Annotated in this window: 41 protein-coding genes; 7 read left to right on the forward strand and 34 right to left on the reverse strand. The window is 29.3% G+C overall.

All coding sequences use genetic code 11. The features are described from left to right. Positions 1 to 14 precede the first annotated feature (14 nt). Genes BUA86_RS07130 through BUA86_RS07165 form a run of 8 tightly spaced genes read right to left on the reverse strand, consistent with a single transcriptional unit; the run spans position 15 to position 4,130 of the window. Positions 15 to 413 carry a hypothetical protein gene (locus tag BUA86_RS07130; RefSeq protein ID WP_072931195.1) on the reverse strand — a complete coding sequence of 133 codons (399 nt, stop codon included), beginning with the start codon at positions 411 to 413 and terminating at the stop codon, positions 15 to 17. Between the two features lies 1 nt (position 414). Then, positions 415 to 849: a hypothetical protein gene (locus BUA86_RS07135; RefSeq protein ID WP_072931197.1), complete on the reverse strand. Its 435-nt coding sequence runs from the start codon at positions 847 to 849 to the stop codon at positions 415 to 417. Next, positions 840 to 1,172 carry a hypothetical protein gene (locus BUA86_RS07140; protein ID WP_072931199.1) on the reverse strand — a complete coding sequence of 111 codons (333 nt, stop codon included), beginning with the start codon at positions 1,170 to 1,172 and terminating at the stop codon, positions 840 to 842. Before BUA86_RS07140 ends, BUA86_RS07135 begins: the two co-directional genes overlap by 10 nt. Continuing rightward, positions 1,160 to 1,483 (reverse strand): DUF6706 family protein, encoded by a 324-nt coding sequence (locus BUA86_RS07145; RefSeq protein ID WP_072931201.1) that lies wholly within the window; start codon positions 1,481 to 1,483, stop codon positions 1,160 to 1,162. The genes BUA86_RS07140 and BUA86_RS07145 overlap by 13 nt, the downstream gene beginning before the upstream one ends. Beyond that, the gene (locus tag BUA86_RS07150; protein ID WP_072931203.1) at positions 1,483 to 1,899 is read right to left on the reverse strand and encodes a hypothetical protein; all 417 of its coding nucleotides are present in this window, start codon (positions 1,897 to 1,899) and stop codon (positions 1,483 to 1,485) included. Before BUA86_RS07150 ends, BUA86_RS07145 begins: the two co-directional genes overlap by 1 nt. 11 nt (positions 1,900 to 1,910) lie before the next feature. Next, positions 1,911 to 3,035 (reverse strand): major capsid protein, encoded by a 1,125-nt coding sequence (locus tag BUA86_RS07155; protein WP_072931205.1) that lies wholly within the window; start codon positions 3,033 to 3,035, stop codon positions 1,911 to 1,913. A gap of 17 nt (positions 3,036 to 3,052) precedes the next feature. Further along, positions 3,053 to 3,454: a hypothetical protein gene (locus tag BUA86_RS07160; protein WP_072931206.1), complete on the reverse strand. Its 402-nt coding sequence runs from the start codon at positions 3,452 to 3,454 to the stop codon at positions 3,053 to 3,055. A gap of 22 nt (positions 3,455 to 3,476) precedes the next feature. Beyond that, a complete protein-coding gene (locus BUA86_RS07165) occupies positions 3,477 to 4,130 on the reverse strand; it encodes a hypothetical protein (RefSeq protein ID WP_072931208.1) in 654 nt (217 codons plus the stop codon). Between the two features lie 165 nt (positions 4,131 to 4,295). On the opposite strand from BUA86_RS07165, the gene BUA86_RS07170 reads away from it, so the two are divergent. Both BUA86_RS07170 and BUA86_RS07175 read left to right on the forward strand, forming a co-directional pair. Next, complete coding sequence (locus tag BUA86_RS07170) at positions 4,296 to 4,505, forward strand: hypothetical protein (RefSeq protein ID WP_072931210.1); 210 nt, start codon at positions 4,296 to 4,298, stop codon at positions 4,503 to 4,505. 115 nt (positions 4,506 to 4,620) lie between these two features. After that, positions 4,621 to 5,217 (forward strand): hypothetical protein, encoded by a 597-nt coding sequence (locus BUA86_RS07175; protein WP_072931212.1) that lies wholly within the window; start codon positions 4,621 to 4,623, stop codon positions 5,215 to 5,217. Here the strand turns inward: BUA86_RS07175 and BUA86_RS07180 are convergent. The 6 genes from BUA86_RS07180 to BUA86_RS07210 all read right to left on the reverse strand — a co-directional run bounded on the left by BUA86_RS07180 (position 5,204) and on the right by BUA86_RS07210 (position 10,844). Next, on the reverse strand, positions 5,204 to 6,226 hold the full coding sequence (locus BUA86_RS07180) for a hypothetical protein (protein ID WP_072931214.1): 1,023 nt from the start codon (positions 6,224 to 6,226) through the stop codon (positions 5,204 to 5,206). The two genes, BUA86_RS07175 and BUA86_RS07180, sit on opposite strands and share 14 nt — an antisense overlap. Before the next feature lie 112 nt (positions 6,227 to 6,338). After that, positions 6,339 to 7,751: a phage portal protein gene (locus tag BUA86_RS07185; RefSeq protein ID WP_072931216.1), complete on the reverse strand. Its 1,413-nt coding sequence runs from the start codon at positions 7,749 to 7,751 to the stop codon at positions 6,339 to 6,341. 9 nt (positions 7,752 to 7,760) lie between these two features. Further along, complete coding sequence (locus BUA86_RS07190; RefSeq protein ID WP_072931217.1) at positions 7,761 to 9,044, reverse strand: terminase large subunit; 1,284 nt, start codon at positions 9,042 to 9,044, stop codon at positions 7,761 to 7,763. Then, the gene (locus BUA86_RS07195) at positions 9,037 to 9,672 is read right to left on the reverse strand and encodes a hypothetical protein (RefSeq protein WP_229731853.1); all 636 of its coding nucleotides are present in this window, start codon (positions 9,670 to 9,672) and stop codon (positions 9,037 to 9,039) included. The genes BUA86_RS07190 and BUA86_RS07195 overlap by 8 nt, the downstream gene beginning before the upstream one ends. Further along, complete coding sequence (locus tag BUA86_RS07200) at positions 9,669 to 10,103, reverse strand: hypothetical protein (RefSeq protein WP_143147259.1); 435 nt, start codon at positions 10,101 to 10,103, stop codon at positions 9,669 to 9,671. The genes BUA86_RS07195 and BUA86_RS07200 overlap by 4 nt, the downstream gene beginning before the upstream one ends. A 315-nt stretch (positions 10,104 to 10,418) precedes the next feature. Beyond that, positions 10,419 to 10,844, reverse strand: coding sequence for a hypothetical protein (locus BUA86_RS07210; RefSeq protein WP_072931220.1), 426 nt, complete (start codon positions 10,842 to 10,844; stop codon positions 10,419 to 10,421). A gap of 275 nt (positions 10,845 to 11,119) precedes the next feature. On the opposite strand from BUA86_RS07210, the gene BUA86_RS07215 reads away from it, so the two are divergent. Both BUA86_RS07215 and BUA86_RS07220 read left to right on the forward strand, forming a co-directional pair. Continuing rightward, positions 11,120 to 11,515, forward strand: a complete 396-nt coding sequence (locus BUA86_RS07215; RefSeq protein WP_072931221.1) for a protease inhibitor I42 family protein — start codon at positions 11,120 to 11,122, stop codon at positions 11,513 to 11,515. Positions 11,516 to 11,579: 64 nt separating this feature from the next. Continuing rightward, positions 11,580 to 12,041 (forward strand): thermonuclease family protein, encoded by a 462-nt coding sequence (locus BUA86_RS07220; protein ID WP_072931222.1) that lies wholly within the window; start codon positions 11,580 to 11,582, stop codon positions 12,039 to 12,041. 8 nt (positions 12,042 to 12,049) lie between these two features. On the opposite strand, the gene BUA86_RS07225 is transcribed toward BUA86_RS07220, so the two are convergent. From BUA86_RS07225 to BUA86_RS07235, 3 genes are read right to left on the reverse strand one after another with little or no spacing between them, the layout of a single operon-like run. Beyond that, positions 12,050 to 12,391 carry a hypothetical protein gene (locus BUA86_RS07225; protein WP_143147260.1) on the reverse strand — a complete coding sequence of 114 codons (342 nt, stop codon included), beginning with the start codon at positions 12,389 to 12,391 and terminating at the stop codon, positions 12,050 to 12,052. Between the two features lie 8 nt (positions 12,392 to 12,399). Further along, entirely contained in the window at positions 12,400 to 12,696 is a 297-nt protein-coding gene (locus BUA86_RS07230) for a hypothetical protein (RefSeq protein ID WP_072931223.1), read from the reverse strand. A 45-nt stretch (positions 12,697 to 12,741) separates the two neighbouring features. Then, positions 12,742 to 12,957: a hypothetical protein gene (locus BUA86_RS07235; RefSeq protein WP_072931224.1), complete on the reverse strand. Its 216-nt coding sequence runs from the start codon at positions 12,955 to 12,957 to the stop codon at positions 12,742 to 12,744. A gap of 119 nt (positions 12,958 to 13,076) precedes the next feature. Between BUA86_RS07235 and BUA86_RS16340 the strand changes: the two genes are divergently transcribed. Further along, positions 13,077 to 13,202, forward strand: a complete 126-nt coding sequence (locus BUA86_RS16340) for a multidrug transporter (protein WP_072931225.1) — start codon at positions 13,077 to 13,079, stop codon at positions 13,200 to 13,202. Positions 13,203 to 13,255: 53 nt separating this feature from the next. Here BUA86_RS16340 and BUA86_RS07245 read toward each other — a convergent pair whose 3' ends face one another. The 16 genes from BUA86_RS07245 to BUA86_RS07320 form a co-directional block, all read right to left on the reverse strand. Then, entirely contained in the window at positions 13,256 to 13,480 is a 225-nt protein-coding gene (locus tag BUA86_RS07245) for a helix-turn-helix domain-containing protein (protein WP_072931226.1), read from the reverse strand. A 10-nt stretch (positions 13,481 to 13,490) separates the two neighbouring features. Then, on the reverse strand, positions 13,491 to 14,615 hold the full coding sequence (gene dcm, locus BUA86_RS07250; protein WP_072931227.1) for a DNA (cytosine-5-)-methyltransferase: 1,125 nt from the start codon (positions 14,613 to 14,615) through the stop codon (positions 13,491 to 13,493). Between the two features lie 92 nt (positions 14,616 to 14,707). Then, a complete protein-coding gene (locus BUA86_RS07255; RefSeq protein ID WP_072931228.1) occupies positions 14,708 to 15,196 on the reverse strand; it encodes a hypothetical protein in 489 nt (162 codons plus the stop codon). A gap of 2 nt (positions 15,197 to 15,198) precedes the next feature. Further along, on the reverse strand, positions 15,199 to 15,945 hold the full coding sequence (locus BUA86_RS07260; protein ID WP_072931229.1) for a hypothetical protein: 747 nt from the start codon (positions 15,943 to 15,945) through the stop codon (positions 15,199 to 15,201). After that, positions 15,884 to 16,846, reverse strand: coding sequence for a Lin1244/Lin1753 domain-containing protein (locus BUA86_RS07265; RefSeq protein WP_072931231.1), 963 nt, complete (start codon positions 16,844 to 16,846; stop codon positions 15,884 to 15,886). Before BUA86_RS07265 ends, BUA86_RS07260 begins: the two co-directional genes overlap by 62 nt. Before the next feature lie 4 nt (positions 16,847 to 16,850). Continuing rightward, positions 16,851 to 17,066, reverse strand: coding sequence for a hypothetical protein (locus BUA86_RS07270; RefSeq protein ID WP_072931233.1), 216 nt, complete (start codon positions 17,064 to 17,066; stop codon positions 16,851 to 16,853). Between the two features lie 95 nt (positions 17,067 to 17,161). Continuing rightward, on the reverse strand, positions 17,162 to 18,184 hold the full coding sequence (locus tag BUA86_RS07275) for a nucleoid-associated protein (protein ID WP_072931235.1): 1,023 nt from the start codon (positions 18,182 to 18,184) through the stop codon (positions 17,162 to 17,164). 5 nt (positions 18,185 to 18,189) lie between these two features. Continuing rightward, positions 18,190 to 18,489: a hypothetical protein gene (locus BUA86_RS07280; protein WP_083580321.1), complete on the reverse strand. Its 300-nt coding sequence runs from the start codon at positions 18,487 to 18,489 to the stop codon at positions 18,190 to 18,192. Positions 18,490 to 18,730: 241 nt separating this feature from the next. After that, the gene (locus tag BUA86_RS07285) at positions 18,731 to 19,480 is read right to left on the reverse strand and encodes an MBL fold metallo-hydrolase (protein ID WP_072931237.1); all 750 of its coding nucleotides are present in this window, start codon (positions 19,478 to 19,480) and stop codon (positions 18,731 to 18,733) included. Beyond that, positions 19,480 to 20,343, reverse strand: coding sequence for a RecT family recombinase (locus BUA86_RS07290; RefSeq protein ID WP_072931239.1), 864 nt, complete (start codon positions 20,341 to 20,343; stop codon positions 19,480 to 19,482). Before BUA86_RS07290 ends, BUA86_RS07285 begins: the two co-directional genes overlap by 1 nt. A 17-nt stretch (positions 20,344 to 20,360) precedes the next feature. Then, positions 20,361 to 20,912: a 3'-5' exonuclease gene (locus tag BUA86_RS07295; protein WP_072931241.1), complete on the reverse strand. Its 552-nt coding sequence runs from the start codon at positions 20,910 to 20,912 to the stop codon at positions 20,361 to 20,363. Positions 20,913 to 20,916: 4 nt separating this feature from the next. Continuing rightward, a complete protein-coding gene (locus tag BUA86_RS07300) occupies positions 20,917 to 22,959 on the reverse strand; it encodes an AAA family ATPase (RefSeq protein WP_072931243.1) in 2,043 nt (680 codons plus the stop codon). 16 nt (positions 22,960 to 22,975) lie between these two features. Then, complete coding sequence (locus BUA86_RS07305) at positions 22,976 to 23,197, reverse strand: hypothetical protein (RefSeq protein WP_072931245.1); 222 nt, start codon at positions 23,195 to 23,197, stop codon at positions 22,976 to 22,978. Then, on the reverse strand, positions 23,190 to 23,558 hold the full coding sequence (locus BUA86_RS07310) for a hypothetical protein (RefSeq protein ID WP_072931247.1): 369 nt from the start codon (positions 23,556 to 23,558) through the stop codon (positions 23,190 to 23,192). Before BUA86_RS07310 ends, BUA86_RS07305 begins: the two co-directional genes overlap by 8 nt. A 129-nt stretch (positions 23,559 to 23,687) precedes the next feature. Then, positions 23,688 to 23,972: a hypothetical protein gene (locus BUA86_RS07315; RefSeq protein WP_072931249.1), complete on the reverse strand. Its 285-nt coding sequence runs from the start codon at positions 23,970 to 23,972 to the stop codon at positions 23,688 to 23,690. A gap of 18 nt (positions 23,973 to 23,990) precedes the next feature. Further along, positions 23,991 to 24,281 (reverse strand): hypothetical protein, encoded by a 291-nt coding sequence (locus BUA86_RS07320; RefSeq protein ID WP_143147261.1) that lies wholly within the window; start codon positions 24,279 to 24,281, stop codon positions 23,991 to 23,993. A gap of 99 nt (positions 24,282 to 24,380) precedes the next feature. On the opposite strand from BUA86_RS07320, the gene BUA86_RS07325 reads away from it, so the two are divergent. Both BUA86_RS07325 and BUA86_RS07330 read left to right on the forward strand, forming a co-directional pair. Next, positions 24,381 to 24,617, forward strand: a complete 237-nt coding sequence (locus BUA86_RS07325; protein ID WP_072931254.1) for a hypothetical protein — start codon at positions 24,381 to 24,383, stop codon at positions 24,615 to 24,617. A 183-nt stretch (positions 24,618 to 24,800) separates the two neighbouring features. Further along, complete coding sequence (locus tag BUA86_RS07330) at positions 24,801 to 25,040, forward strand: hypothetical protein (RefSeq protein WP_072931256.1); 240 nt, start codon at positions 24,801 to 24,803, stop codon at positions 25,038 to 25,040. Here the strand turns inward: BUA86_RS07330 and BUA86_RS07335 are convergent. Continuing rightward, a complete protein-coding gene (locus tag BUA86_RS07335; protein WP_072931257.1) occupies positions 25,037 to 25,300 on the reverse strand; it encodes a hypothetical protein in 264 nt (87 codons plus the stop codon). The genes BUA86_RS07330 and BUA86_RS07335 overlap by 4 nt on opposite strands. Between the last annotated feature and the right edge of the window lie 501 nt (positions 25,301 to 25,801).

Consider the following 25,801-nt stretch of genomic DNA (forward strand, 5'->3'; position numbering starts at 1 on the left):
TTTATAATTATTAATTAGTTTTCTTTTGTATCATAAATCCTCCATTGAATTCGAAGGTTTATGTAATGTTCTTTTTGCTCTTGTTCCTGGAGTATCCCTAAATCAGATATGTAAACTGACTTACCTAAAAATTGATTTGATTCAAATACTTTTCTAACAATTCTAGAAATTTCCTTTAGACGTTTAGTATTGGGATTTCCTACTTCAATATCTTTAACATGAATATTAATATTAGAAGTTGCCAGTTGTGGCTTAAATGAAGTTGTTATAGTGATGGTATTCACAACAATGTCTTCTTTCTGTGAATTTAGAGGACGACCACCGTTACACAACTCACCACTTATAGCGTTTGTAACCTCTGGAATATCTAAGGCTTTATAAAGCATTTCTGTTGCATCGAATATATCGTACATATTATTTGATATTTAAAAGCTGTTTAACGATAGAATCTGCTTGTTGTTTGGCGTAATTTTCAGAACCAGAAATAACGTTTTTACCTCTAGTTTCTACTTGGTAAGCGTAATTCATTCCTGCAGTAATTACTAAAACAATTGGAGCTCTTCTTAATGATGAAGCTAAGTCTTTAGCTAAATCTTTTCCAGCTCTTATTCCTTCTTGCTTACCTTCGTATGATTCTTTATAAACTTGTCCATTTACAAACAAAACATACCCAATAGATGATCTTAAGTTTCCTGTTTGATCCATAAAACCAACATCTCCCTTTGCGTAAGCAACGATTGATTCACCTAAGTATTGATAAGTTTGAATAGCCTTATTATAAATATCTTGCTCAATCTTTTTATGATAATTGCTTAAGTCGCTATTGCTGAAATTTGCTTTTAAACCCATAATCTATTATGCAATAATCCTTGTGAAAATCTTAATACAATTCCTTTGATTCGTACAGCATTCCCTTCTAAATCATTTGAAATAATAACTTCTTTACCTACTTCAATAGGACCAGTGTTTTTATTTAAATGGATAACAGAATTAAATGTTATCATACTTCCATCAACTCCAGCTATTAAGCGACCACTTCCGTTGACTTGTTCTCTGCATTTTCCAATGAATTTTAAACCGTTATCAACTTCTATAGTTTCTCCAGTCTCTTGGTCTTTAGAAACGATAACATCACGAACAAATAAATAATGAATATGGCCTAATCCCCCCATGGTCTAAATGCTTTAGCTTTTGGTTTATCTATATCGTCAAAAGGATTTTCTTTGTTTAGCTTCTTAGAAATTTGATTCATGAAGACTTTAACTGCATTCCAATTCCAAGTAACCGACATATCTCCTTCAGAAATACTTGAATACATAGGAATCCATGAACTAAAAGAATTATACAAAGCATTTTGACAATTAAGTAGATTAAATTCATCATCCGCTTTTAAATCTTCATTTTCAGCAAAAAGAATTTCGACATCACTTTCGTTAGCTCCTAATCTTGATAAAACACTTTGTATATATTCTTTATTTGTCATTACGCTAGTTTGATAAGTTTACGTTCTAATAAATCAGTTAAACGCTCTTCTTCGAATTCAACAGGAACAACTTCTCCAACTTCAAAAATCTTAGATTTATTATGTTTGTCAACAAAGCGAGAAATAACAACATAAGAAGGTTTTGAAAGAGTATCATTGTTGACATCTTGCTCTTCTACCTTTTTGTTTAGTCTAACTATTTGACCTACTTCAAGACCTTTGGCTGCTAAACCAGGTTGAGCGTCAAAATGTTCTTGAGTCAATTCAATCAGTTCAGTTGTTTCTAAAATTTTATACAATTCATCTAATTCAGATTGTTCAATTTTAGAACCTACAGCAATATTCTTCTCAGCTAGCAATTCCGCTAACTGAGGATTTTTTTCTACTAATGTTTTAGTGATTGATACTTTTACCATGATATATAATTTTAACCTTCTGGAAGTTCTATCGCTTCAACTGTTTCTAATCTGTAAATACCTTCGACAGCTCCAATAACTGGTAATGCTCTGGCTTCTGCTTTTGTACCTTCTGATTTAGGATCAGTTGTACCGAACTTACTCATTAATACATGTCCAGCTAATTGATATTTTACAGCTTCAGTAGGTGCAAAATATTCTTCTGTATGAGACCAAACTAAAGAACCTACTTGAACCGAAGAAGTGAATACCATAACACCTTCTGCCCATGGCTTAACTGTTGTGTCAACACCGTCTTTTTGAGCAATAAATGTTCTATCAACTCCATCTGTAATAACTTTTACTCCCCATTCATCTTTGAAAAAATCTTTAATTTTATTAGATGTTAGATTTGGTAGTTTATCAGCGTCCGCAACTATATCTTTACTAAAAGCAAATTGTTCTTTGAACGATGGATCCTTTTTAATCTTAGCCATAGCAGCATTATCGATATAAACTTCAACTAAAGTATTTCCATCAGCCTTAGCTTTATCAGATATTTGATTAATATCATCAACCGTAATTGTTGTAAAGTTTGCTGATTTAAAGTCGTGGCTTTTGATATATCTAAAATTTGCTCTTAATGTAGTTCCAGCTGAAATATTTTGCTCAACCTCCAAAACTCCATTTGAAAAACCAGATAAAAAAGAATATTCATGAAGCTCATAAACATTTTGTAATGAATTAGCATCGTCACGAAATAATTCTTGAATAATCTGTTTTTCATAATCAGCTCCTAATGCTGTATTTGTAGAAAAAGATGCTATCATAGTTCTAATTTGACGTAATTGTTTTGCAGATTTTACGTATTTATTAGAAATGTCTGGAATTTCTCCTTGTGCTACACCACGAGTACCACGAGCTTTTAATGGTGCTGGTGAATCAATATCAACGTAATCAGCTAAGACATTTTTAAACAAACCTGTAATAGATGACCAATTTCCATCAGCAGAATATACAGTATTCAATTTTGATTGAAATAAATACGGTTTGATTGCCCCTTCTGAAACACCATTGATTTTTCTATGCTGAGCTAAAATATAGTTAGCATAATGAGCTTCTGTATAATTTAAAAATAATGATTGTGTTTGTGTCATTATAATATTTTTAATTGTTATTTATGAAATTGTAATCCTGGTAATGATTTTTGAACCTTCTCTTTAAGTTCAGTAGTCATTGTAAAAGGAAGTGCATTTTCAGCAGCGATTCCAATTGTAACCATACTTACAAATGCTTTTTCTTTCGGAACAGTTGAGACTGTTAAACCGATAATCTCGTCATTTACTTTAATGTCGTTAAAAGCTTTATCAGTAGTTTCCAACGGACGACAAACTTCTGTAGTTTTATCTCTTACGATAATATGTCCAGCGTATACAGCGACATCAGTCAATGCAGAAACGTCTAACGTTCTGCCGCCATCATAATAACCTAGCTTATTTCTCCAAACAACTTGATCTTTGCCGTTTGATGGATATTCTTTTGAACTTGTTAAGTCAACATATGGTCCTTTCCCCATTTTAAATTGTTTTTAAGATTTATTAAACCATAGCATCGTATTCAGCATCAGAAAGCTTTCCGCCGTTTCCAGCACCTCCTGCTCCTGGTCGATGATTAGATAAACCTTGATTAGTAATTGTTTGATTTGATGTCGTAACATCTGCTTGAATTTCTGTCAAGTATTCAGCAAAAGAGTCATCACTTTCAAAAGACATACGTCCGAAATTCTTTGATATAGTGTTTTTCAAAGTTTCGTCCTTTGCATCCTTTAAAATGTCGTTGATTTGCGAAAGCCTTGTTTCTGATGTTTTACCAGATTTGATAGCTGTAATTTCTTCCATTAATGGATTTGTTGCTTTTGCTACAGCATTAGCAATAATAGTAGCTATATCAGTTGGATTAGGATTCCCTTCTCCTCCTTCTGTATTTAGTTCTGGCTCATCCTCTTCTTTACCTTTAGCAGCTTTTTCAAGTGCTGTTTTGGTAGCTTTGGAAATTTCAGAATCTACATCCGAACGATATTCTTTTTCGAAGTTTGTAACTTGTTCTTGAGTGATCTTCTCAACAAGTGCCGAAGCTTCTTCTTCTGTGGTTACTTGTACCGTATAAGCAGATGCTAAACGTTCCAAAGTATCTTTTCGAGTGCCTTTACCTAAGAATTTAGCATTAAGTAACTCTAATAATTTTTGTTTCATTATAATGAGATTTAAATTTCATTTCGATTAAAACAAAATTATTGCAAGGTGTTGGGTTGAAATGTTTATTTAAAGAGAAGTTAGGACAAACTTAGGCATCGATTTATTTAAACTGGTTATGGAAATCCGTAAGGAATATTGTATATTGTAGTATAATTTTACTTTATGGAAATAACTGATCAAAATGAAGTAATAAATGCTATTTTGAAGTCTTTAGATAGTTCAATTATTGGCATAGGAATTAAAGAGAGATATAATGTTATTAAGGTTCATGATGAAACTACAACTAGATTAATTTTCTCGCTGAAAGAAGGTAAGATCTCTTTAGATACAGACTTCTTTTGGTTAGGTTGGAATGCAAATCAATATTATTAGAAATGAATATATTTCTTGATAATCATAAGTAAATCAACTTATAAATTGTAAATATATATTTACATTTGTCTGATTAAATTTAACTAACTTTAAATAATTATATAAGAATCAAACTATGAAAAATTTAGTAGCTGATTTAAGCAAAATAAATAACGATAATATTCATTCATTAATGAATGAATTAAATATTACTTATAGAATTGAAAAATCTAATAAAGATGTAAATAAATGGTATTTCATAGATTGTGAAAATGTCCCAAACGAACTGCCAGAATTTTTAAATGAATTTATTGATTTATCAATTATATTAGATTATGAAGAAATTAAATTCTTAAAATCAATTAGCAGTACACCATTTACCGAATTTGATTCGATAGGACTAAAATCATTCAAGTTAAATAAACCAAATGCAGTAAAAGATATAAAAACTTTTACTTTTATTGATAATATTAATGATGGTGATATAATAGATTTACATTTTAGATATTATAAAAATTATTCAAAATTGAACATTACACCTATTGACAGTAAATTAAACGGATTTTCTATTGGTCAATATGATATAAATACTAATGAATATATAGAACCTAATCAAGATGCTGCTATACATGTTTTTAGAATTAATATAGAAAAGGATTTTTCTAAATTAACTTTTTTAATTAATGGTTATTATGATTATCCTATAATTTTAGAATTGCTTAAAACTCCTTAACCCAATAAGGAACAACTTTATACCCCTTATAAATGTCTGCTTTTTCTTTTAAGTGATTTTGGAAATTAGCAGGCATTTTTGTTATTTCAGTTTTTTGGAAGTTACCTAAATGAGAATAATCTTCTTTTACAGCTCCTTTCAGTTCATCTGTAAACATTTCGATTGGTTTTAGGATTGGGATTTGATAGCAACGGCATTTAGTATGCCAACCGCTAAATTTAAAGGTTTTTGGATATTTACCTTTTAATGGCTCGCAAATCTTACAATCAAAGAAGTTATTAGATCGTTTTATTTCAATTCCAACAACAAAATCCATGCTGGACCATCTTGTATTTTCTGCTTCTTTGTAAAAGGCGTTAATTTCTGAGCTTGCTAATCTTAAAGCATTTTTATGTGCTGAACGATAAACTCCTTGACCAGGATTATAAGCAGCAGCATTTTTGGAAAGATGCAATTGTCCTTTCTCATCACGTACTCTTCTAAATAAAGCATCTGGATTTTTAAGATATTGTTTTAAATCTCTACTTAATTTTTGAGCAGAATCACCATTCTTAAGAGCTATCTCAAAAGCATCAACTACATTCGTTTCAAATTGCTTTGAATACTTCCAAACTCTATCTGACAGCTTAAATTTGGTTAATCTACTCTTTTGTGCTTCAAAGTACTTATCTAAATGAGTGTTTCTAAAAATCTGCTGAGTAGCTTCTTTAAGGTTATCAACTTCAAAAAAAGTATTTACAAATTTCGTTGCAGTTGATTGAGCAAGTAACCATTGTTCTTTAGTAGCGACATTTATTCGTTTCTCAAGATCAATAGATAGCTTTTTTGTTAGGTTTTCGAAATCTTTTTTTAATTGAGGTGTCAAATCATCAAGATTAGTATTAAAGCCGTATAATCTTATTATTTCAGATAAATATTTTTCGAATAATATCTCAACTCGTCTTAATTGTTTTGCTGAACTTACTCTTGCTTGTAATTCATTTTCAATTATAAATTGTTCGATTGTCATCTACTTCTTTTTAAAAAACTTTTAATGTAATAAAATAACCAAATTATTGTAGGTGTAATTGATATTAAAAGAGTAATTCCAATAATTCTATTTTGTTCCATTTATCTTTTGTTTATTCAACTTCTTCAGAAGAAAAGTAATCTACACTTGCAGCATCTTTTTCTTCTTTTTTAATTTGTTCGTAATCTTCTGTGTCCTGCCCTTGCCAATCTTTAACAGATTTCTCGTGAGATTCTAAAGGTTTATTTCCATTTTTAAGAAGAGCAATCTCAACTTGTTCCTTTTCATTTTCAACCATAAATGGAACAATCTCTGGTTCAATAATCATATTATCAATTTCCTTTTTCCAAACTGCATTAAGTGTTGCTAAAATTCTTTTTATGATATTGATACGGCGTTGCAAATACTCATCGTAGATTTCTCTCTTTTCCATTACCTTAAGATGAGCATCAAGGAATAACATTTTTAAAGCTGTTCCAGATAAAGCGCCAAGAGATTTAACTTCTTCGAATGAGATATTAGGAGTTTGAGAGATTAATTGAATATTCTTAACAATATTTTCAATTTCTAGTTTAATAGATTCTGGTGCGTTATCCCATGATAGATAACTAGCGTCTCCTTTCTCATCTAATTCAAGCCCTCCTCCTGGTCCTTTTTCAAGAGCACCAACTAAAGCTCCTTTAACCAACAAAACAGGATAAGCATTTCGGTCGTTTACTTCTCCATGGTCTGATATTAATTGCTCATATCGTTCAATAAGCTTTTGAACATCATACCATGAAGTTTGTTCTTGCTCAGCAAATGCAATAGGTATTTTATTTAATTCTTGATCTAAAGGATAACCTTCAATAATTACCCAATCAGAAGCATCTTTTTTGAAAATATAAGTTTTATCAGATGTGTAAACTTCAAAATAATCAACATCTTTTCCATTTTCTTTTTTAGAATAATTACGAGAAAAAGCTTTTAAATCACCAAACTCATCTTTGTATGTATAAAGATTTTCACCATTTTTTGGAGTCAACTGCATCACTTTAACATCGATATTTGTATCGAAACCATAAGATGGATGATTCTCTTCTTTTTTTCTTAAATACCAAATCTCACCTCCTTCAGTATACGAACCTACAGATTCGGCAATTTTGCGATTAAATGAAGATTCTTTGTTGTCATGTAAGATTCTTTCAATAGCTTTTAAAATAGCCTTTTGGGTTTGATTTTTTTGATCTATATTGGCTTTAAGTAACGGTGTATTACCAAATATCATTGCCTTTTCTTTCTTGACAATCCATTTCTGAAGAGCAAGAGCAATTGAAACAAGTTCTTTATCTTTTGTTTTTTGTGATTCTTTTTTATTGCGCTTATCTCTTAAAACAGGATTCATGATATCATGTTTATTTGGATCAAGTTGCTTAATTGCATCTTCAATAATTTTTGTCTTATCCTTTCCTTGTTTAAGAGCTTCAATAAGTTTATTTATTCCTTCAGTTTCGGGTATTCCTAGTAAATCGTATAATTCTTTCAATTTATATTTTTAAAAGTTTAATCTTGATAATATATCATCTGTTTTCTTTGAATTTCTGCTTACAACTTTATGCGGTAATACTTCAATTCCAATATATCTTAAAGCGTCCATTGCGTGATTATAATCATCAATAGGCTTATTTAATTTCTTTCCATTTTTGTCTACGTCCCAACAATATTTTCTTAATTCTTCAATAATATTTGTTGATCGTTCAGAAACTTTAAAATGATGTTGTTGTAAAACTTCAATCCCGAACATAATAGAATCTTTACCTTTTTTTGATGGTTTAATGTAAAAACCAAAGGAATTAATTTCATCTATCGATTTAGGTTCTGCACAATCAGCAACCATCTTATCACTTCTTGTAAAACCATCTTTAGTTAATCTCTTAGCGATTTGATTATTATTCATTCCAGTTTTATATTCCACTTCATCAACATAAAATTCTCCATTAAATTGATAAATTGCAGGAATTGCAGTAGGATCATTCGAATAACCAAAATCTATTCCTAGTCCAAGTAATTTAGCTCCACTTGGAACATTCTTAACTTTAGACCAATTGCTAAATATCACACCTTCTAGAGCACCTAATAATCCAAGTCCGTAAACCTTCCACCAATTCGACCAATAAGCACTTTTAATATTATCTTCTTTGAATAGTTCATTAACTGGTAACAATGGGCTGTAAAAAGCTTTTGTTCTTGCTTTTTCTAATTCATTAACAATTGATTCAGGTAAAGCTTCATTATCCTTATATGTAAGCGTTAACCATTCAACATCGTCGTTATCTTTTTCACTTAATTCTTCATGAGCCCAAAATTCATTTGATGGATTAAAATCTATCCAAATCTCATGCGATGTACGAATAGCTAATTGATGATAAGTATCAAAACGAATGTTATTCGCTTCATTCATATATAGAATGTTACGACGAGGACCTCTTACACGTTCTTCATTATCTACAGAAAAGAATTCAATATAGCTTCCATTAGCAAAAGTGTAAGTTAGTAGCGTTCTGTTATAATTCTTGTCAATGTAACGACCAGTAGCTTTCATGATTTTTAAAAAATCTTTTAAAGCTCCTTTTCTTAAATGTGGTACTGATTCTGATACAACAGAAATCTCTAACATTGGTGATTTTATTGCTGTATCAATTAGTATTGGTAGAATACCAAAGGTTTTGCCTGCAGAACTTCCTCCAGGAATTACACGAATACGTTTTTTAAGTTTTCTTAACTTCTTAATTGATGTCGTGTATCTAAAACCATTGAATTCTACTACAGGTTTAATCATCACCAAATAAAGGTTGTTCTACTTTTAAAGTTGTCTCTACTTCTTGCTTATCTCTCCATTTTGATGGCTGTCTATTCTTTAGCCAAAAGATTGCTGCTGTAGTATCTGGTGGGTAATGTTTAACAGTTGGAACTATTAAAGGAATTCCTTGATCATTGAAAATTTTATCTTCCTTATGTTCATATCCTAATGCACGATTGTAAAGCTTATTTGCAACATTAGCGTCAGCATATTCTTTACCTTTTTTTATGGACTCCGAGAAGCTAGGAAAATCTAACTTCCATTTATTAATAGTTGATTCAACAACACCGAAGAAATCAGCAAGCTCAATATCGGTAGCACCTAACAAACAAAGTTTTCTTGCTTGTTCATCGTAACCTGATTTGTATAATGAAACTCCTCCTCCTTTATTCTTCTCAACATCATCAGCCAAATTATTTAAAGCTTTATCCAAACCAAGAAATCCCTCAGCTTGACTAAGGGTAATTGACTTTAGTTTTAAATCTTTAGGAAGTTTAACTTTTTCTTTTCCAAGAAAAACCCAAAGCAAACCTTTGGAATTCTTCTTGATTTTAACATCAGATGATTTCCATTCTTTTACGATACTTGATTTGCTTTGTTTTTTCATAATCTTTCAATTACTTGATTGTTGGTTAAAATTTGCATTATGTCATTATAGGTCCTTCTGTAATCAGTTAAAAATCGAAATAAGTCTTTATGATTTTTATGCATTTTACCTATAGCGCTTTTACTACAGTTTATTCTTTCTGATACAGATGTTAATTCAATTTTTGAATTATGACATATGATTGCATATATCACTCTAGTATAATAAAGTTTAGTTGATCTATTTTGAATTGAATAATCCTCAATCTTTAATTCTGTTATTTGTTCAATTGCAGATTCAATTTCATTGAAAATAATTTTAATTGATGATCTTGGTGCATAATCAGCATAATCAATTCTATAACCTTTTTGTTCTGCTCTAAATTTCAAGAAAACAAGCTCATCGTCGTTCGCCCAATCAGTAGGTAAAAAAAGATATTCTTCATTATCCAATATCGAGATCCTCTTAGGAAGGTCTGGTATTAGAAAATGTTGAACATTCTCAGAGTTAAATCTATTTACTTCTACTGTTTTCATGAATAAAAAAAAGGCAATTAATTAGCGCTTTGCTAATAACTGCCTCATTGTTGCGCCTTATTATTAATAAATTAAATTCTTTAAAAGAAAGATCAGCTACTAAACTTCACTGATCTAATACCCGAAAACTCTTTCAATGAAAGAATTGTGGAATGAAGAGGATTCGAACCTCTGACCTTTGGATTTTCAGTCCAACGCTTCTACCATCTGAGCTACCAAACCAATTTTAAACTATCTACCATAAATCAACATGAATGCATCTCGCTGTTCTTGGTTTGTTCTTTTTCTTATTCCTGTAATGAGATTAAATTCTTTACTATCTCTTTTTCTAGTAGTTGGTTTAACCTTGAAATAAGTTAGATTTAAAAACTCACACATTTCAATAAGCTTATAAGCAACTTCATGATTTCTCCCAGTACGATTACCAATATTTGCATTTACAGAAGCAGATCCTTTATTTATTTTATGCCAATTAGATTTGTTTAAAAATCCACATTCAATAAATACTCTTATTTCTTCTGTTGGGTAATCATTTTTAAGCTTATTAAATCTTTCAAAAAGTTCAAAGAACGTTAGGTTAAGTAATTCGTAATTCTTCTCATGAATTAATGCAAAACCACTTTTGTCAACATCTGGATCTATTCCGATTAAAAACATATAAAACCTCTTAATTTCTTAAGAGGTAAAAATGTTCAAAATAAAAAAGACAATTAGTTACATAACCCCTTTAGATAACTTCTTTTCAAAGATTAAAAAATTGTTGAATAACACAAGTTTATTAAAGATTTATTTTATTGTATTTCAATATTTTAACATCCATTTAGTTTTATTTGTTTACAGTTGGATTAAATACTTTACAATTGGCTCATATTTTGAATATATTATTGAATAATAAATAGTATTTTAGTTAAACTAATCAAATCAAACAAGTTATGACAAAAAAAGTATTACTAATAATTGGTCAGGCCATATTATTAACTGCATGTGCTACAAACTCTAAGGAGGATAAAATCGTTAATTTAGACACAATTGAAAATGAACAAACTATTAAATTGAATGTTGGTCAGCAATTAAAATTTGAAGTATCAGCTAACCCTTCTACAGGTTATGATTGGTTTACAACTGAACCTGAAAATTGTAATATTAAAATCATTAATAAATCTACTGTAGAAAATCAAAATGACGGTACTGTAGGTTCACCTCTTAAGAATGTTTATACAGTTATGGCTGGTGATAAAGGAGAATGTACAATTCAATTTGATTACAAAAGAAGTTGGGAGACTGTAGCTCCTTCTAACACCAAGAAAATTAATTTTATTGTAAAATAAATATTAAAAAAATCCACTCATATTCGAGTGGATTTTTATTTTAATTATTTTTTACCTTCGCGGAATGATAAAATTTTATTCCCTACTATTAATACTTCTTTCGTCTTTTTGTTTTTCTCAATATAAAGTAACCCGTGTAATTGATGGAGATACTATTGAAGTTTTAAATAATAAAAAAGAAAAAATACGCATTAGATTAGCTGAAATTGATTGTCCAGAAAAAGGACAAAATTTCTCCGCTAAGGCAACAAAATTTACAAATGATGCTGTTTGGAACAAAACAGTTGAAATCGAAATTACAAGCGTAGATAGATATGGTAGAAGTATTGGAAAAGTATATTACAATAATAAATATCTTTCAGCAGAGCTTGTTAAAAAAGGATTAGCAATTGTATATCGAAAATACTCAAAAGATATGAAGTTAATAGATTTAGAAAATAAAGCTAAATTAAAGAAAATTGGTATTTGGAGTGATCCAAATTTTGTAATACCAGAACAGTTTAGGAAATTGAAGAAGAAGAATTAGTATTTCTCTCATGATTGTTCATTTTGAAGTCTGTCAATTTCAGCAGCTATTAATGCTCCGGCTATAATTAATCTCTCTTTATAATCTCTTCGACATAAATTATAAAACCATGTATGATCCCAATTAAGTGGATAATAAACATTGTCTTTCAAATCAACTTTAATAAGGGTTTTAGCTGCTAATAATAACTGTCCTTGATCGTACCATTCAGGATGATTTGCATGATGCTCTCCCGTAAAACCATGCTTTGAAATTTGCTTTTGTCTTTCTTCAGCGATTAATTCTATACCTGTTTTTAAATTCTGTTGAAGATTTGCACCTGTAATCAAATCATTCATTTTGTTTTCCATGTACTCCATTATTTTACTTTTTTTATGTTTTCAGCAATTTTTAATATCAATTCTTGATTTTCTTTAGAAAGAATGTCTTTAATATTTTCTTTTTCATCAAGAGAGAACAAAGCGTTAGAAACTTCTATATTAAGCTCCTCACGGTTTTCATCTTCTTCAATTTCTTCTTGCTCTAATTCGTGACATTTTTCACATATTACAATGTTTTTATACCATTTATCAGATCCATAACCATCATTTAAATCGAATATTTCACCACAATGTGCGCAAGGTGTAGGCATGTCCATTTCTTCTGTGTACTCCATATTTTTTGTTTTTTACCTTCAAAAGCGGGTTTTATCCCGCTTATTTTATTCATAATAATTTTCTTCCACATATTCTTGAGGAGTGCTACATTCTTCATAACCATCTTTTAATGCTTCAAAAACATCTATCTCATTTAAAATTTGATACTCATTATCTCCTTTAAAACCTTCTTTTTCTAAAATAGCAGCTAATTCTTTTAGCCATTCAGTTGGAGTTAATTTAATTGCTCCGTTCTCTACATTGTTTTTAAAATCTTCCATATTTGTTTTGTTTTTGATTAATGAATTTGGCGGCTTCTATATTTATTGCTTTATGGTTTTCCGTAATATTTAATGGAAATGAATTAATATTTTTATAATTAACTTTTAATTTATTTTTTATGGCTAAAAAAGTTGTAAGATATAGAGATGCTGAAAGCGGTCAATATGTTAAAAAGGAGTACGCAGAAAAAAATCCTAAAACAACTGTTAAGGAAACTGATAAAGTAACTCCCAAAAAAAAATAATTTTATTTTTGCCACATTGATTTGTGGCTTTTCTTTTTTCATTTTACTTGATTTTAAAATCCTAATAAATCAGTTGATGAGCATTTGAATAGATTGCATAATTTTTCAAGCATTTCTAAACTAATATCATGTCTACCTTTCTCTATGTTTGATATTGAAGCTCTAGAAATATTTAACTTATTAGCTAGTTCAAGCTGCGTAAGACCTAATTTTTTTCTTCTTTCGAATATTTGAACTGAAATAAAATATACTTCAATCTCAATTTTTACTTTTTTCATTTTCCTTGATTTAGTTAGTTAATGATAGTTTTTTAATTATTTCACATAAAACATTCACGACAATTGAATTCCCTGCTTGTTTGTAAGCTTGTGAATCGCTAACTACAGAAAAATCAAAAGTGTCTGGAAAGTCCATTAAACGAAAACATTCACGAGGTGTAAGTTTTCGGATTATATCTTTACTTTTTGCAACTCCTTGATTGCAGCTTGTTGTCAAAGTTTGACCAACACCTACACGTCCACGTCTAGTCTCTGAATTTGGATGCTCAAAGTTTATAGAATCTTCTCCTACTTGTGCTAGTTCATAACCTTTGGATGTTGCAGAATTTACTTTAATATAATTATCATCAGGTCTAGTACCTGCTCTAGTGGTAACTGCCTGACCTATATTATTTAAATCTTTTGTTTTGAATTTAAAACCATTTCCTTTAGCTCTATGTTTTTCAGTATGCTTAATAAATAAGTTTATTAGTTTTTCACTCAAATAATACTTTTCATCAACATTTTCTTCTAAAACATCTTTGAGTCTTTTTACTAATGTAAATTCTTTAGGAAATGAAAATATATTATCTACATCATCTCGAATACCAATAATAAAAACACGTTCTCTATTTTGTGGAACTTCAAAACTCTTAGCATTTAAAACCTTATGATAGACATGGTATGGTGCTGAATTTTCATTAGGAAAAATAACCGGATTACCGTTTACTGATTTACCAGATAGTAAATCAATCCACCTTGCAAAAGTTTTTCCGTTGTCATCGCTCAACAATCCTTTGACATTTTCGAAAATAAAATAGCGAGGATTATTCTTTTTAATGAACTCATGAGAATTATAAAACAAAATACCTCTTTTATCATCTTCACCTTTTCTTTTACCGGCTAAGCTAAATGCTTGACAAGGTGGAGAAGTCATATATATATCTAAACTGTCTTTTGGTATTTCTCGATCATATACATTTTCAGGATAATATTTTGGCTCTCCATAATTATGAATAAATGTTTTTCTCGCATATTTATCCATATCGCAAGCAAATACAGTTTCGTAATCAATACCTAATCTCAATAATGCTTGGTCGAATGCTCCAACTCCAGAAAAGTCAGAACCTACTTTTATCTTATCTTCAATCTTCATTTACATTTTTTTTAAATGCTACATAGAAGAGAAATAAAATAAAGCTAAAATGAACACTAAGTATTAGTGCTAGTTCTAATATTATTCGCATACTACTCACCATTATCAATTCTTTTTGCTTCATTTAATCTATTTCTTCTTTGATTGATCTTAGCATAATTTCTTACCTCAGCAATTATCTCAGAAGTAGATTTATTATTCCTATTTACTGTAAAAAGAGGATTGTATTTTGTTCCATTATTTTTAATGTAACCGAGTTTTGAAATTATATTTAAATATGATCTTGAAAAAGAAAATAAATCTTCAACCTTATAAATTCTTGATTCAGGATTTTCGGTTAAGTATTGAAAAATAAGTTCTAATTTTTCTGGAAGATCTTTATATTTTATCACAGTTTCAGAACTGTTAGAAATTTTATACTTTTCATTTTCTTCTGTATAAAATTCTTCATAGAATTTCTCGCGTTTTCTTGCGAATTCTTTTGCTCCAATTTTGGAAGCGTATGCTGATACATTTGGATATCCAGCACGTAAGCACATTTCTTGAATGGCTTTTTCTTTAAAAGTTGCTGTAAAATGCATTTCTATTGTTTAATTTTAGTATTATATAACCAATTACAAACTATTACATTATAAACTCTTTGTTTAACTAATACTTCAAATGATGAATTTTGATTTTGAATGATTTTTTTAAGTTTTAATCGATCAGATTTATCTTCTAATTTTTTATTATTTTGAAGTTTTAGAAAATTTGATTCTTGTTCAAATAATAAATCATATTGTTTTTTAGTTGGTTTAAATCGATTTGGAACATCTTTAAGTAAAAGATGACAATCAATATATCTATACTTTTTATTAGCCTTAATTTCGCTTAAAATCGTTTCAAGAAATTCTTTTTCGATTTTTTCAAGGTCTGGCTTAACTTCAATTTGCCTTTCTGGAGTTCTTGATAGATTATGCTCATTTGCTTTTTTAAACTTCCATTTGCAGTATTTGCTAAGAATTTCAGAAATTAGTTCAGCATTTATGAATTGATAATGCTCTGATTTTTCTTCAAACATTCCGTATCTATTCAATTTTAAAGCAAGCTCAATTTCCTCAAGTGAAAGCTTCCAGAATCTTAATCGAATCATTTCAGAAATATCATCCAGAAGTTCACCCTGTGGCATATTCTCGTCTTTTACTCCTCTCAATGTTGCATCTGCACAAACAAAACTTTCAATTTGATTTAAAACATCGTTTTTCTCACAATCTTTGATTATTGGAAAATCATAAGTTCGTTTCAAAATTTCCAGAGGACTCCATTTCTCTTTGTTTTCTACGACTTTCAAGGTAGCTTTCTGTTTTTGTAACATTGACTCTCCCGACAATGATATCATCTGATTCTGATTCCTTGATTCCATTTTTTAAAGTTTTAGAATTTGATTTTTGTTGATTTAAAACCCATTGAGGATTGAAGTTTATCCAACCATTGAAAGCACATGCATAGACTGCATCTTTAACCGTGATATTACTCTTCTTGCATTCTATTGTGAACTTTTCAGCAAAATATCTTGTTGTAGCTTTTTTTTCTTCGATTCGTTTCTTGAACCACTCAGACACGTCAGTATAATCAGCTCCGTTTTCAACAAGGAAATTTTTAACCCCATCAAGTTCTTTTTCTTTTTTTGCGGAACTTTTTTCTTTTTCTTCTTGGAAGTTTTTAAAGGAAGTTGAATTTGGAGTTTCTTCAAAATTTGAATTTTCGATTTCCTTTTTTTGTTTGTTTTTTTCTAATAATACGTTAGTATTATTATTTACTTTACTTTCCTTTGTTGGATTTTTAGGCAACGACCGTTCAACGACCGTTGAATTTTGTTGATTTTTTGTTGAATTTGCTCTTTTTTCAGCAGATTTTAACCCAGCTTCTCTTCGTTGTTTACGTAAATTTTCAAGTGGCTCCATTCTGGATTGAAAACTTTTTGAATAAAAAGATTTATTATCATCAGTAAATTCAAATAATCCAAAATCTTCAACTATTGATTTCACTAAATCTGAACCAACTCTAAAATCAAATGCAAGAACATTGTAATCTTTGAATATTGTATAATCGGAACTTTCAAGCATTTTCTCCAAAATCATAAAGTAAACCGCATATCCTTCTGCTTTATGTTTCATTCGCACAGCAATCATTTTATCATCATTCCTGGCGCCACCATCGTGACTAAAGTAAAATGTATTTTTACTAGCCATAAAGTTAATTTTGACTAATTAGCTCTTTTAATTTCTCAAAAGCTTCATTTTTTATTATAAAGCGTTCTCTAGTGTTTACTCCAGTAAATATTCGAGCAAAACAATGTTGCCCATTCTTTGACTGTACAATAATATTAAATTGCATAGGGCTTTCGTAATGTTCAACTTTAAAACCTTTTGCTTGTATTTGGGTTTTCAACTTTTCTAAATCTTCTACCATTCTAATGTAATTTTGATTGTTTGTGTTAAGAAAAACACGATTAATACCGAAGTGATAATCGTGTGAATTGATTTTAAGAGTAATGGTTTCATATATTACTGCTCAGAATTAAAATATACCTTATAGAAAAACATCTTCTTTTCTTCGTCATAACCTCTTTCAAGATTTTCAGTAGAACAACCTGGAACTTGTAAGTCTAAATTGATTTTTGCACCTGTATCAAGTTTTAATTCTGACTTTATTTTTTTTGATTCAGAAATTAAAGTGTGATTGCTTATTTCGAAATTAGGGTCTACTTTATGTTCTTGCAGGTAGTTTTGAAAATCGTTTTTATAATCTCCAAGAGTTTCATCAATGATTTCTAAATTCATAAATTCATTATCACTTAAATCAACAATGGTATTTTCAATGAATTCAGCTTGCTGTTTTCTATCAGTTTTATCAAGAACAATATCTTCTGCAAAGTCTTTTACTGCTTCAATAAATTTCTTTGTTTGGAAAGCAGGAGTTGTAACAGAAGTAATTTCTAAGAAGTTTTTAGTCCAAAATTCTGATTCAACATTTTTATCATCTATCGAATAAACTCTAAAACCATCATCGCGAAAAGTGTCTAAGATTAAAACACCTTTATCTAGTTTATCAAGTTTGTAACCTTTTAGAACATTGTAGTCAATGGATTTACTTTCATCAAATCGCAAGAATTTTGATTTGTTTTCTAGTTTGTAAATACCAATCCCATTGCAAGGAATACCATCAAGCACAACATTATTTAATTGCACAGTAAATACTTCACCACTTTTAATTTGTGGATGTAAACTAATTTCAAATAAATGCTTTAAGACCTCTTGAGAAAAATCAATAAAGTCGATTTCTTCATCAAACAATTGTTTGCAGAAATTATACATTTTATTGAATTCTAATCTTTCGGTATGATGAGAGAATTGTTTTAATTCAAGAGTCTTTTTGAATGGGTTTAACAAAAATGGAACTAATTGTTCTTCTTTTGATTCGTCAAACTCAGTAGTTTGTTCAGCAAATATATTTGCTTCCTCTCTAACCTTATGCCCTACTTTTTGAAGAGCTAAATATTCTATATAAGCGTTTTTTAAATCTAACATTGTTTTTAAACTATTTGATTGTTTTTTAATTCTATTTCAATACTATTTAGAAATTCCTTTTCGTCTGGACTAGGTAAATAAATACCAGCTTGACTACTAGAATAATCTCTAAATTTTTCTATTGCGGTTATCATTTCAGAAATATCTAAAGAAGCAGAACTTCTCCATCTTTGTATTGGTACTATTTCGCCAACTTCTCCCTCGTAGAATAATGAAGGATTGACTATTTTCTTAAATATCTCTTGTTTTGTTTCTTCAAGAGTATATCCAGTTTCAAGAGAAAAGAAACCTAAGATTAAATGCAAATAACGATTTTACTTGTAGGTCCTTTTAGGCTTCTTTTCAATAATTTCTATTGTAGCTTTCTTTTCGAGTAGTTTATTGAATTTATCAATTGCTCTATGCCGTTGTAGAGCATTTTCTGTTTGATAAATCATAACTATTCAAATTTTCAATTACTCTACTCATAGCTTCTGAGTTTGTGTAGCGAATACTTTGAATATGTAACATCCAAAGCATAAAATTTAAAGTGTGGTTTTTCATAATCTAAAAAGGATTTTTATTAAAATCTAAAGTTTGATTATTGTTTGCTACATGGACGATTTTCCCAGTTGCTTCTTCGATTACTTTTTTGAATTTTCGCTCATCAGAATTGCTATCTGATAAGTGAATAAGTACTATTTTCTGTACTTGCGAAAGATCATTAGCTAATAATGTTTGTTTACAAGTATTTAAGGACATATGCGATTTTAAGATTCGATTCTTCAAAAACTCACTTTGCCAAGAGCTACCTAGTTTTTCTTTGATAATATCTTCGCAATAATTTGCTTCAATGATGATATTGTTGAGATTCGGAAAAGTATAGTCGATGTATGTTGTATCTGTAACAAATAAAATACGTCCTGTTTCTTCATGCTCAATTAAAAAACCTAAAGGCTCATTAACATCATGATGAACATTGAAAGGAAGTATTTTAAAGTTTCCTATTTGAAAAGATTTTTTTGCTTGGATGATGTTAGCATTATGATGTTTAATATCAAAAGCTCTGAACGTTCCTGCGCTTGAATAAACTTTAATTCCATTACTTAAAGCATCTTTAATTCCTTTTCCTTTTTCACCCGCATGATCTCCATGTTCATGTGTAATCAAAGTACCTACAACTTTACTTAAATCAAAATCTAAAGATTGTTTTATCTTGGAAAAATGAAGTCCTAATTCAATTATTAGGGCTTCATTTTCATTTTCTAGGATATAGCAATTGCCACTACTCCCCGTACCTAGTATTTTGAGTTGCATTAATCTTTAAAAGGAGCCTCATCTGGAAAAATTTCTGCTTGTGTTTCTTCAGATCCAGATGAAACATCAACAATATTATTCTCTTCTACAACTTGTGCTTCTTCAAAATCTAGAGGTTGTGAATTAGCATTTTGTTTTATTTCAGATTTTACATCAGCTTTAACTTTGTTTGATTCATTATCATCATTAAGATATGAATCATCAGAACTACCATTGATAATTTTTGTTAACCTGTTAATTACTGATTTAATAGCCATTTGATCTGGGAAATTTTTGTGCGCTGGAGAATTTCCTTTCATTGCTCCTTGTTCCCATGCTTTTTTGATCTGTGGCATAGTCATGATTTCAACATCAAAAGTTCCATCATTGAATTCTGCAATTGCATAAGCTCCAACTATCTCACCTCCTTCTAAAGATTCTAATGATTGTGAATGACTAATAATTTCTTTACGCCCACTTTTAGGATTAATTTGAAATTTAAAGTCATCATTTTTATAAATCACTTGACCTTTGATATTTTTAACACCTCCAAGTCTTTTTGCTAAAGCAATATTTCCAATATAAGAAACTGATAATTTTAATTCATTTCCATACGGAACGAAGTAACATTGGTTTTTAGCAGGATTTAAGCCTTTTGTAGCCATATTAAATAAGGCTTTTGTGACTGAACCTACCGAACATTTATCTAATGGTTTATTCTTATCTTCACTAAGCATTAAATAAGCTTCTTGAAGTGCATTCGCTGCGCTATAATCGGTTGGAAGTTGCAAGCTTCCTAATTCCATTCTTTTATTCACGCTATTTAAAACATCTGTCGCTATTGCGTTTGTTATTTTCGCTACTTGTTGTGTATTTTCTGACATTTTATTTTGTTTTTGGGTTAATTAATTTTAAACACATTCATTTTATATAATTCATAAACTATATCTGCTTCGTAGAATGCATCATCAGCTCCACGGTGTTGTTCTATATAGCCAACATCACCAAAAAAGAATTTATGAGCTTCTTCAACCTTTGGCCATTTATAACCTCTAGAAGATGGGATCTTACAAATGTTTGTAGATAACTTCATTGGGCATGGAAGTTTTTTTGGAAATTGAAAACCTCTATGCTCAAGAAAGCCAAAATCGAAAGAATTATTAAATGCTGTTGCACCTGCAGGATAATCATTAAGTATTTTTTGAATATCTGGAGCAATTACATGTAGAGCTTTAGAATGTCTTATTAATTCTACTGTAAGAGTTGAGTTTTTAGTTATCCATGAATTCTCAACTTCTTGAAGTGTTATACCTTTTTCGTGACAAACTTCATCATATATGATTTTCTTTTCACCGTTTGATAAATCTAACTCTACAATTCCAACCTCTACAATCTTTCCTCCAGATTGTAAAAACCCTGTTGTTTCAATATCTAATATTAAAATCTTTTCCATTTATTTAATCAAGGTTAATTAATTCTCCATCAACTTTCGGACATCCTAAATTCAATTCTGAATCTTTCCAAACAACCAAATTGATAATCTGACTATCTGTAGGAATTAATTCTGTTACAGATTCGCGGTTATCAATGAAAATTGGTGCTGTTACTTCATTTGCTTTACAAAGAGTATTGATAATATCTAATCCAGCATTGATTTGGCTTGCTGTATTAGCAGCTTGAAAAGGCACTCCATCAATTAATGCAATACATGTTGGATTTAAACCACCATTGATTTGCTCATCAAATAATTTGAATTTTACAGTTTGAAATAAATTGTTTACAGATTTTTCAATTGATTCAGATTTTACTTTTTTAAACCTTTCAATGATAAACTGCTCTTTTTCAAGATTAGAAATTACTTGAGAAAGTTCTTTTTCTCTTGACGATAATTCTTCGATACGTTTATCCAGGTTCTCATTAACTGATTTGCTAGCTTTCTTTTCAGTTAGTGAATCAATTTCAGATTGAAGTGCTTGTTTGTGCTGTTTTAATTCTGAAACATCTGCTTGTTTTACTTCTTTTATTTTCGATTGAAGAGTTGAAATTTCAATGTTAAGTTTTGAAATTTGTGCATCATTAGTAATTAATGTTTGATAAACTTCTTGTTCGTTTTTAGGAGATTGCAGATTATTTGTTTCAGCTTGGATTTGGTCTTCAATAGAAATAACTTCATTTGTCAATTTATCAATAAACTCTTTTTGCTCTTCAAGTTTATTTTGATAAGAAATTAAAGTATTATTACTGACTTCTAATTGTTCTTTAACTTGATTACCCTCATTAATAATTGATTGCAAAGAAATTGTTTTGTCAGAATTAAACTTAGAGGTTAATTCTTGCTTTTTTTCTTCGATATTAGACTCATCAAAAGACCTTGAACAACATGGACAAATAAAATCTCCATCATTAAAAATTAACTGCTTTGCGTTTTCAGTGTTATAAGACGCAACTAAAACATTCTTTTTATTTTGAAGAATTTCAATTTGTTTTTGATAATCAACAATTGCAGAATTTAATTTACTTCTATTGTTAGCATAATCATCACGTTCGCTTTCCTTAAGTTTCAACTTAGATTTCAAAGCATCAATATTCGAAGTATCAACGAAGCATTCTTGTTTTGCTTTAGATCTTAAATTAATTTCTATCTCAGATTTTTGAGAATTTAATGCTTGTATTTCTTGTTGTACCTTAGTGTTAGCATCAATTACTTTTTGAACCGATTTACCAGAGTTTTCTATCTGTGAATCAATATCGGCAATCAAAGTCTTTTTATTTGAAATTTGACTTTCAATTAAATCAAAATCAACTTCTTCAATTTTAGAACGTTTTAACTCATCGATACGAGCTGGAGTATCTTCTTTCTCTTCTTTAGATTTCTTAATGGAAGCTTTTAATTGAGTATCGTACTCAGCTAAAGTTTTGTTTGATAGCTTTGATTCAAGTGTTTTAAAATCTTTATCTGAATCAAATAATTCCTTGTCCGTTAATTCTCCAACAATCGAAACTAAAACAGCTCTTTTTTCTTTCCATTCTAAAGCTTCAAATGCAAGAGGATTAGTAATTAATTTGAAAAGATCCTCTTTAACTATTTCAGAGATCTTTAAATTAAATTCCTTTAAAGCGACTGGTACAGAGTTAAAGATTAATTCAGTTACATGACCATCAAACACTTTATCTTCACTTCCTTTAATAGGTTTCCATTTTTCTTTGTAAATACGAGAAATAGTTACTTCTTCATTGTTTACTAGTAAAACAGCGTGTACTTCTGCATTAAGTCCTTTTGTTGGTTTATTTTCCGAATCTAAGGTTTTGATTTCATAATCCTTACGATTATTTAAATCCTTACCGAAAAGAAGCCATAAAAAAGCATTAAATAATGTTGTTTTTCCTGCTTCATTTTTACCAAAAAAAGAGTTCTCTTTTTCATTTAAATCGTCAAATTTTGCATGACAAATGCCTTTGAAGTTTATTAACTCCAATGATTTTAAAATTATGTTTTTCATTGTTTCGGGTATTTTTTTAGATGTGTTTTAGTTTAAATTCACGCTTTAGTGAATTTCTAACCGCTTCTTTTGTAGAGATCCTTTGGACAGGACGGTTTAATTTCTTAGCTTTAATTAAAGCCAATTCTGCAGCAGATTTATTTTCCTTTTTATCTTCATAAGACAAAGAAGTACTTCCAGATTTCTTTTTAATTATTTCTTCTTTTTGCTTATTAAGATTCTTTTTAGTGCTACGCATAGTTTTTTACAGTTAATATTTCTCTGTATTTTCTAGGGATTACAGCTTTAGCAATTTGAAGTATTTTGCTAGTTGTAAACTCATTGTATTCATATTCCATGTCGGAATTGTAAAGTTCAATACTATGAACTGAATCTAATTCAGTATAATAATAATTTGGAAAACGCTCATCTATCGCACGATCGTTGTAATTGAAGTTAATTCCTAAAACAAAATTATGCCCTTTGAATTTCGGATCTGTACATACAAGAGTAAAAACCACTCTTAATTCTCCATCAATTACTCTAATCGCTTCTGGTTTAATCTGCATAAAGTCAAATACAGGATCTCCAATTTTTGGAATGTAAATTTTTCTTTTCATCTAAACAGTTTTTAAGTATTCGATTGAAAAAGCGATAAGCATAATTGCGCAAGAAAGTGCTGCTAGAAGAAAGATTACTTTAACCATCATGTCAAAGTAATTATCAATAAAACGTTTTAATCTTTTCATTTAGAAAACAATTTTAATTAGAGTAAAGGCGAATGAGACTACTAGAAGTAAAAAAGAAAAGACTTGTATATCATGATCAAATTTTTCTTTTGTCATTACTTCACCATTCTCAAATAAATCAACTGCTTCGTTAGGAAAACCATTATTCCACAATTGAATTAATATTTCATCTTTGATGCTTTGAATAATTGAAGTATTGTAATCTTCCTTTAGTTTTTCAACTACTTTTTTTCGTTGAAAAATTTTTAGTACTTTTACTACGAAGCGTGAAAGTTTATTTTTCATGTTTTTTTGTATTAATATTTAAGCTTCTGCCGACACAGAAGCTTTTTTTGTTTTAAATTCTTTTCTTGGATAGACACCGTGTAAGGCTAAAAATTCAATCACTTGATTAGTTTTAAATAATTTTTTTACCATTTTATTTTTTGGAATTTTTATTATCTCAATTTTCATCTTTGAGATTCTACGATCATCATTTTTTGGAGCCATTACATAATAATTTTCAAAGGTTCTGTAGTCAATTCCAAAAACTTTTGGAAAATCACTTCTTATTAAATAAGGTTTATCTTCAAGATATTGTTGTACTAAACTCATTTCGATTATTTTATAGATTAGATATTTTTTGGCTGTATCATTGGGTTTCAATTAAAATTTAATGTATATTTATGGTAATTGTTTTTTAAAAAATAAATTATGGATTTCGAAAAAGCTTTGCTTAAGTTCATTCATGATGCGAATGAAATTAAAAGCCCTTATTGTACTACAATATCTGATCTATCTGTTTGGTTCAGTAAGAAAGATTCTGAAGTTTTAGAAACTTTAGAAAAGTTTAAAACCCTAAAATATTGTACATCAAGTTACCAGGTTAAATCTGGAAAAATTACTATAAAACCTTTAAGGAAAAGTGGAATTGAATTTTTAGGCTTATGATTAAATTTTATTTTTTATAAACGTTTAGTTATAAATATTTTATTTAAAAATTAATAATCTCTTTGGATTATTACTTATATTTTTATGCCCTAATAATTTGTTCCTGTCAACGGCTCGAACGTTGAAGCTTGCCAATCAGGAATTTGTATATATTTGTAAAAACAACAATAAAATATATACGTTATGAATTATCAATTAAATGATACTGTTACTTACAATAAAACTAACTTCGTAATTAGCGCGTTTTTAAATGACAATAACAACCTTAGTGAAGATGAAAATTTGAATAAATGGGTTCTGCTTTATAATGCTAATACCAATAATCAGATTAAAGTCAATATTAAGTTTATTTCAAAAAAAGGAGATAATAAAGAAGATTCTACTGAGACTACAGATGATAAATTAAGTAGAGCAAACTTTTAATTTTCAACCTCTTCGGAGGTTTTTTCTTTTTCCTTTCTTTCTTTTTCTGATTCCTTTAAAATTTCAATTACTTCGTCTATTTGACCAAATCTACTTATATCCTTAAGTAGCATTTTCTTAAAGTACCAAATCATTCCATTCTTTTCTGATTTAGTAAGCCCATCTTTTTCATCCAAAAATTGAAATACTTTTATTTGACTGAGTAATCTCGAATTACTCAGAAATAAGAATCTTCTGATTTTTCTAATTAATTTTTTCATAAGCTATTTGATTTGATTTTGTCATCTTACCAAGTTTCGAACTTGCTTAACTTTCAAATAAGAGTAAGATGTATAACAGGTACTATACAGCGCCCCTTATGGCGCTTTGATAAATAATATAAATACGGATGCTTCAAAGATTATCCCCTCGCACTTCTTTGTTTGGTTTAGTAAATACTACTTCTACAAAGTGCTGACTCATCTAACATGATATAGTTAACAATGATTCTTATTATTTATCCCAGTAATGTCAAAGAACGCTTCAATAGGTAATCGGTAGTTAATTTGATTGAAGTTTTCATTTTCGATAATCATTATTTTAAAGGTTCTTCATTATTTCATTTTCTTTATTTTATCCGCCAAAAGAATAGTATAGCTTATTATTTGCGCCAATAGAAGGAATTAACCCGCAAGAAGAACAAAATAGCACTACGCCAGAAGAAGAATCAAAGAATTATTGACCTTGTTTATTTATTGATTTAATTGAAAAAGAACGCTTCA

The organism is Chishuiella changwenlii (assembly GCF_900142565.1).
Lineage (GTDB): Bacteria > Bacteroidota > Bacteroidia > Flavobacteriales > Weeksellaceae > Empedobacter > Empedobacter changwenlii.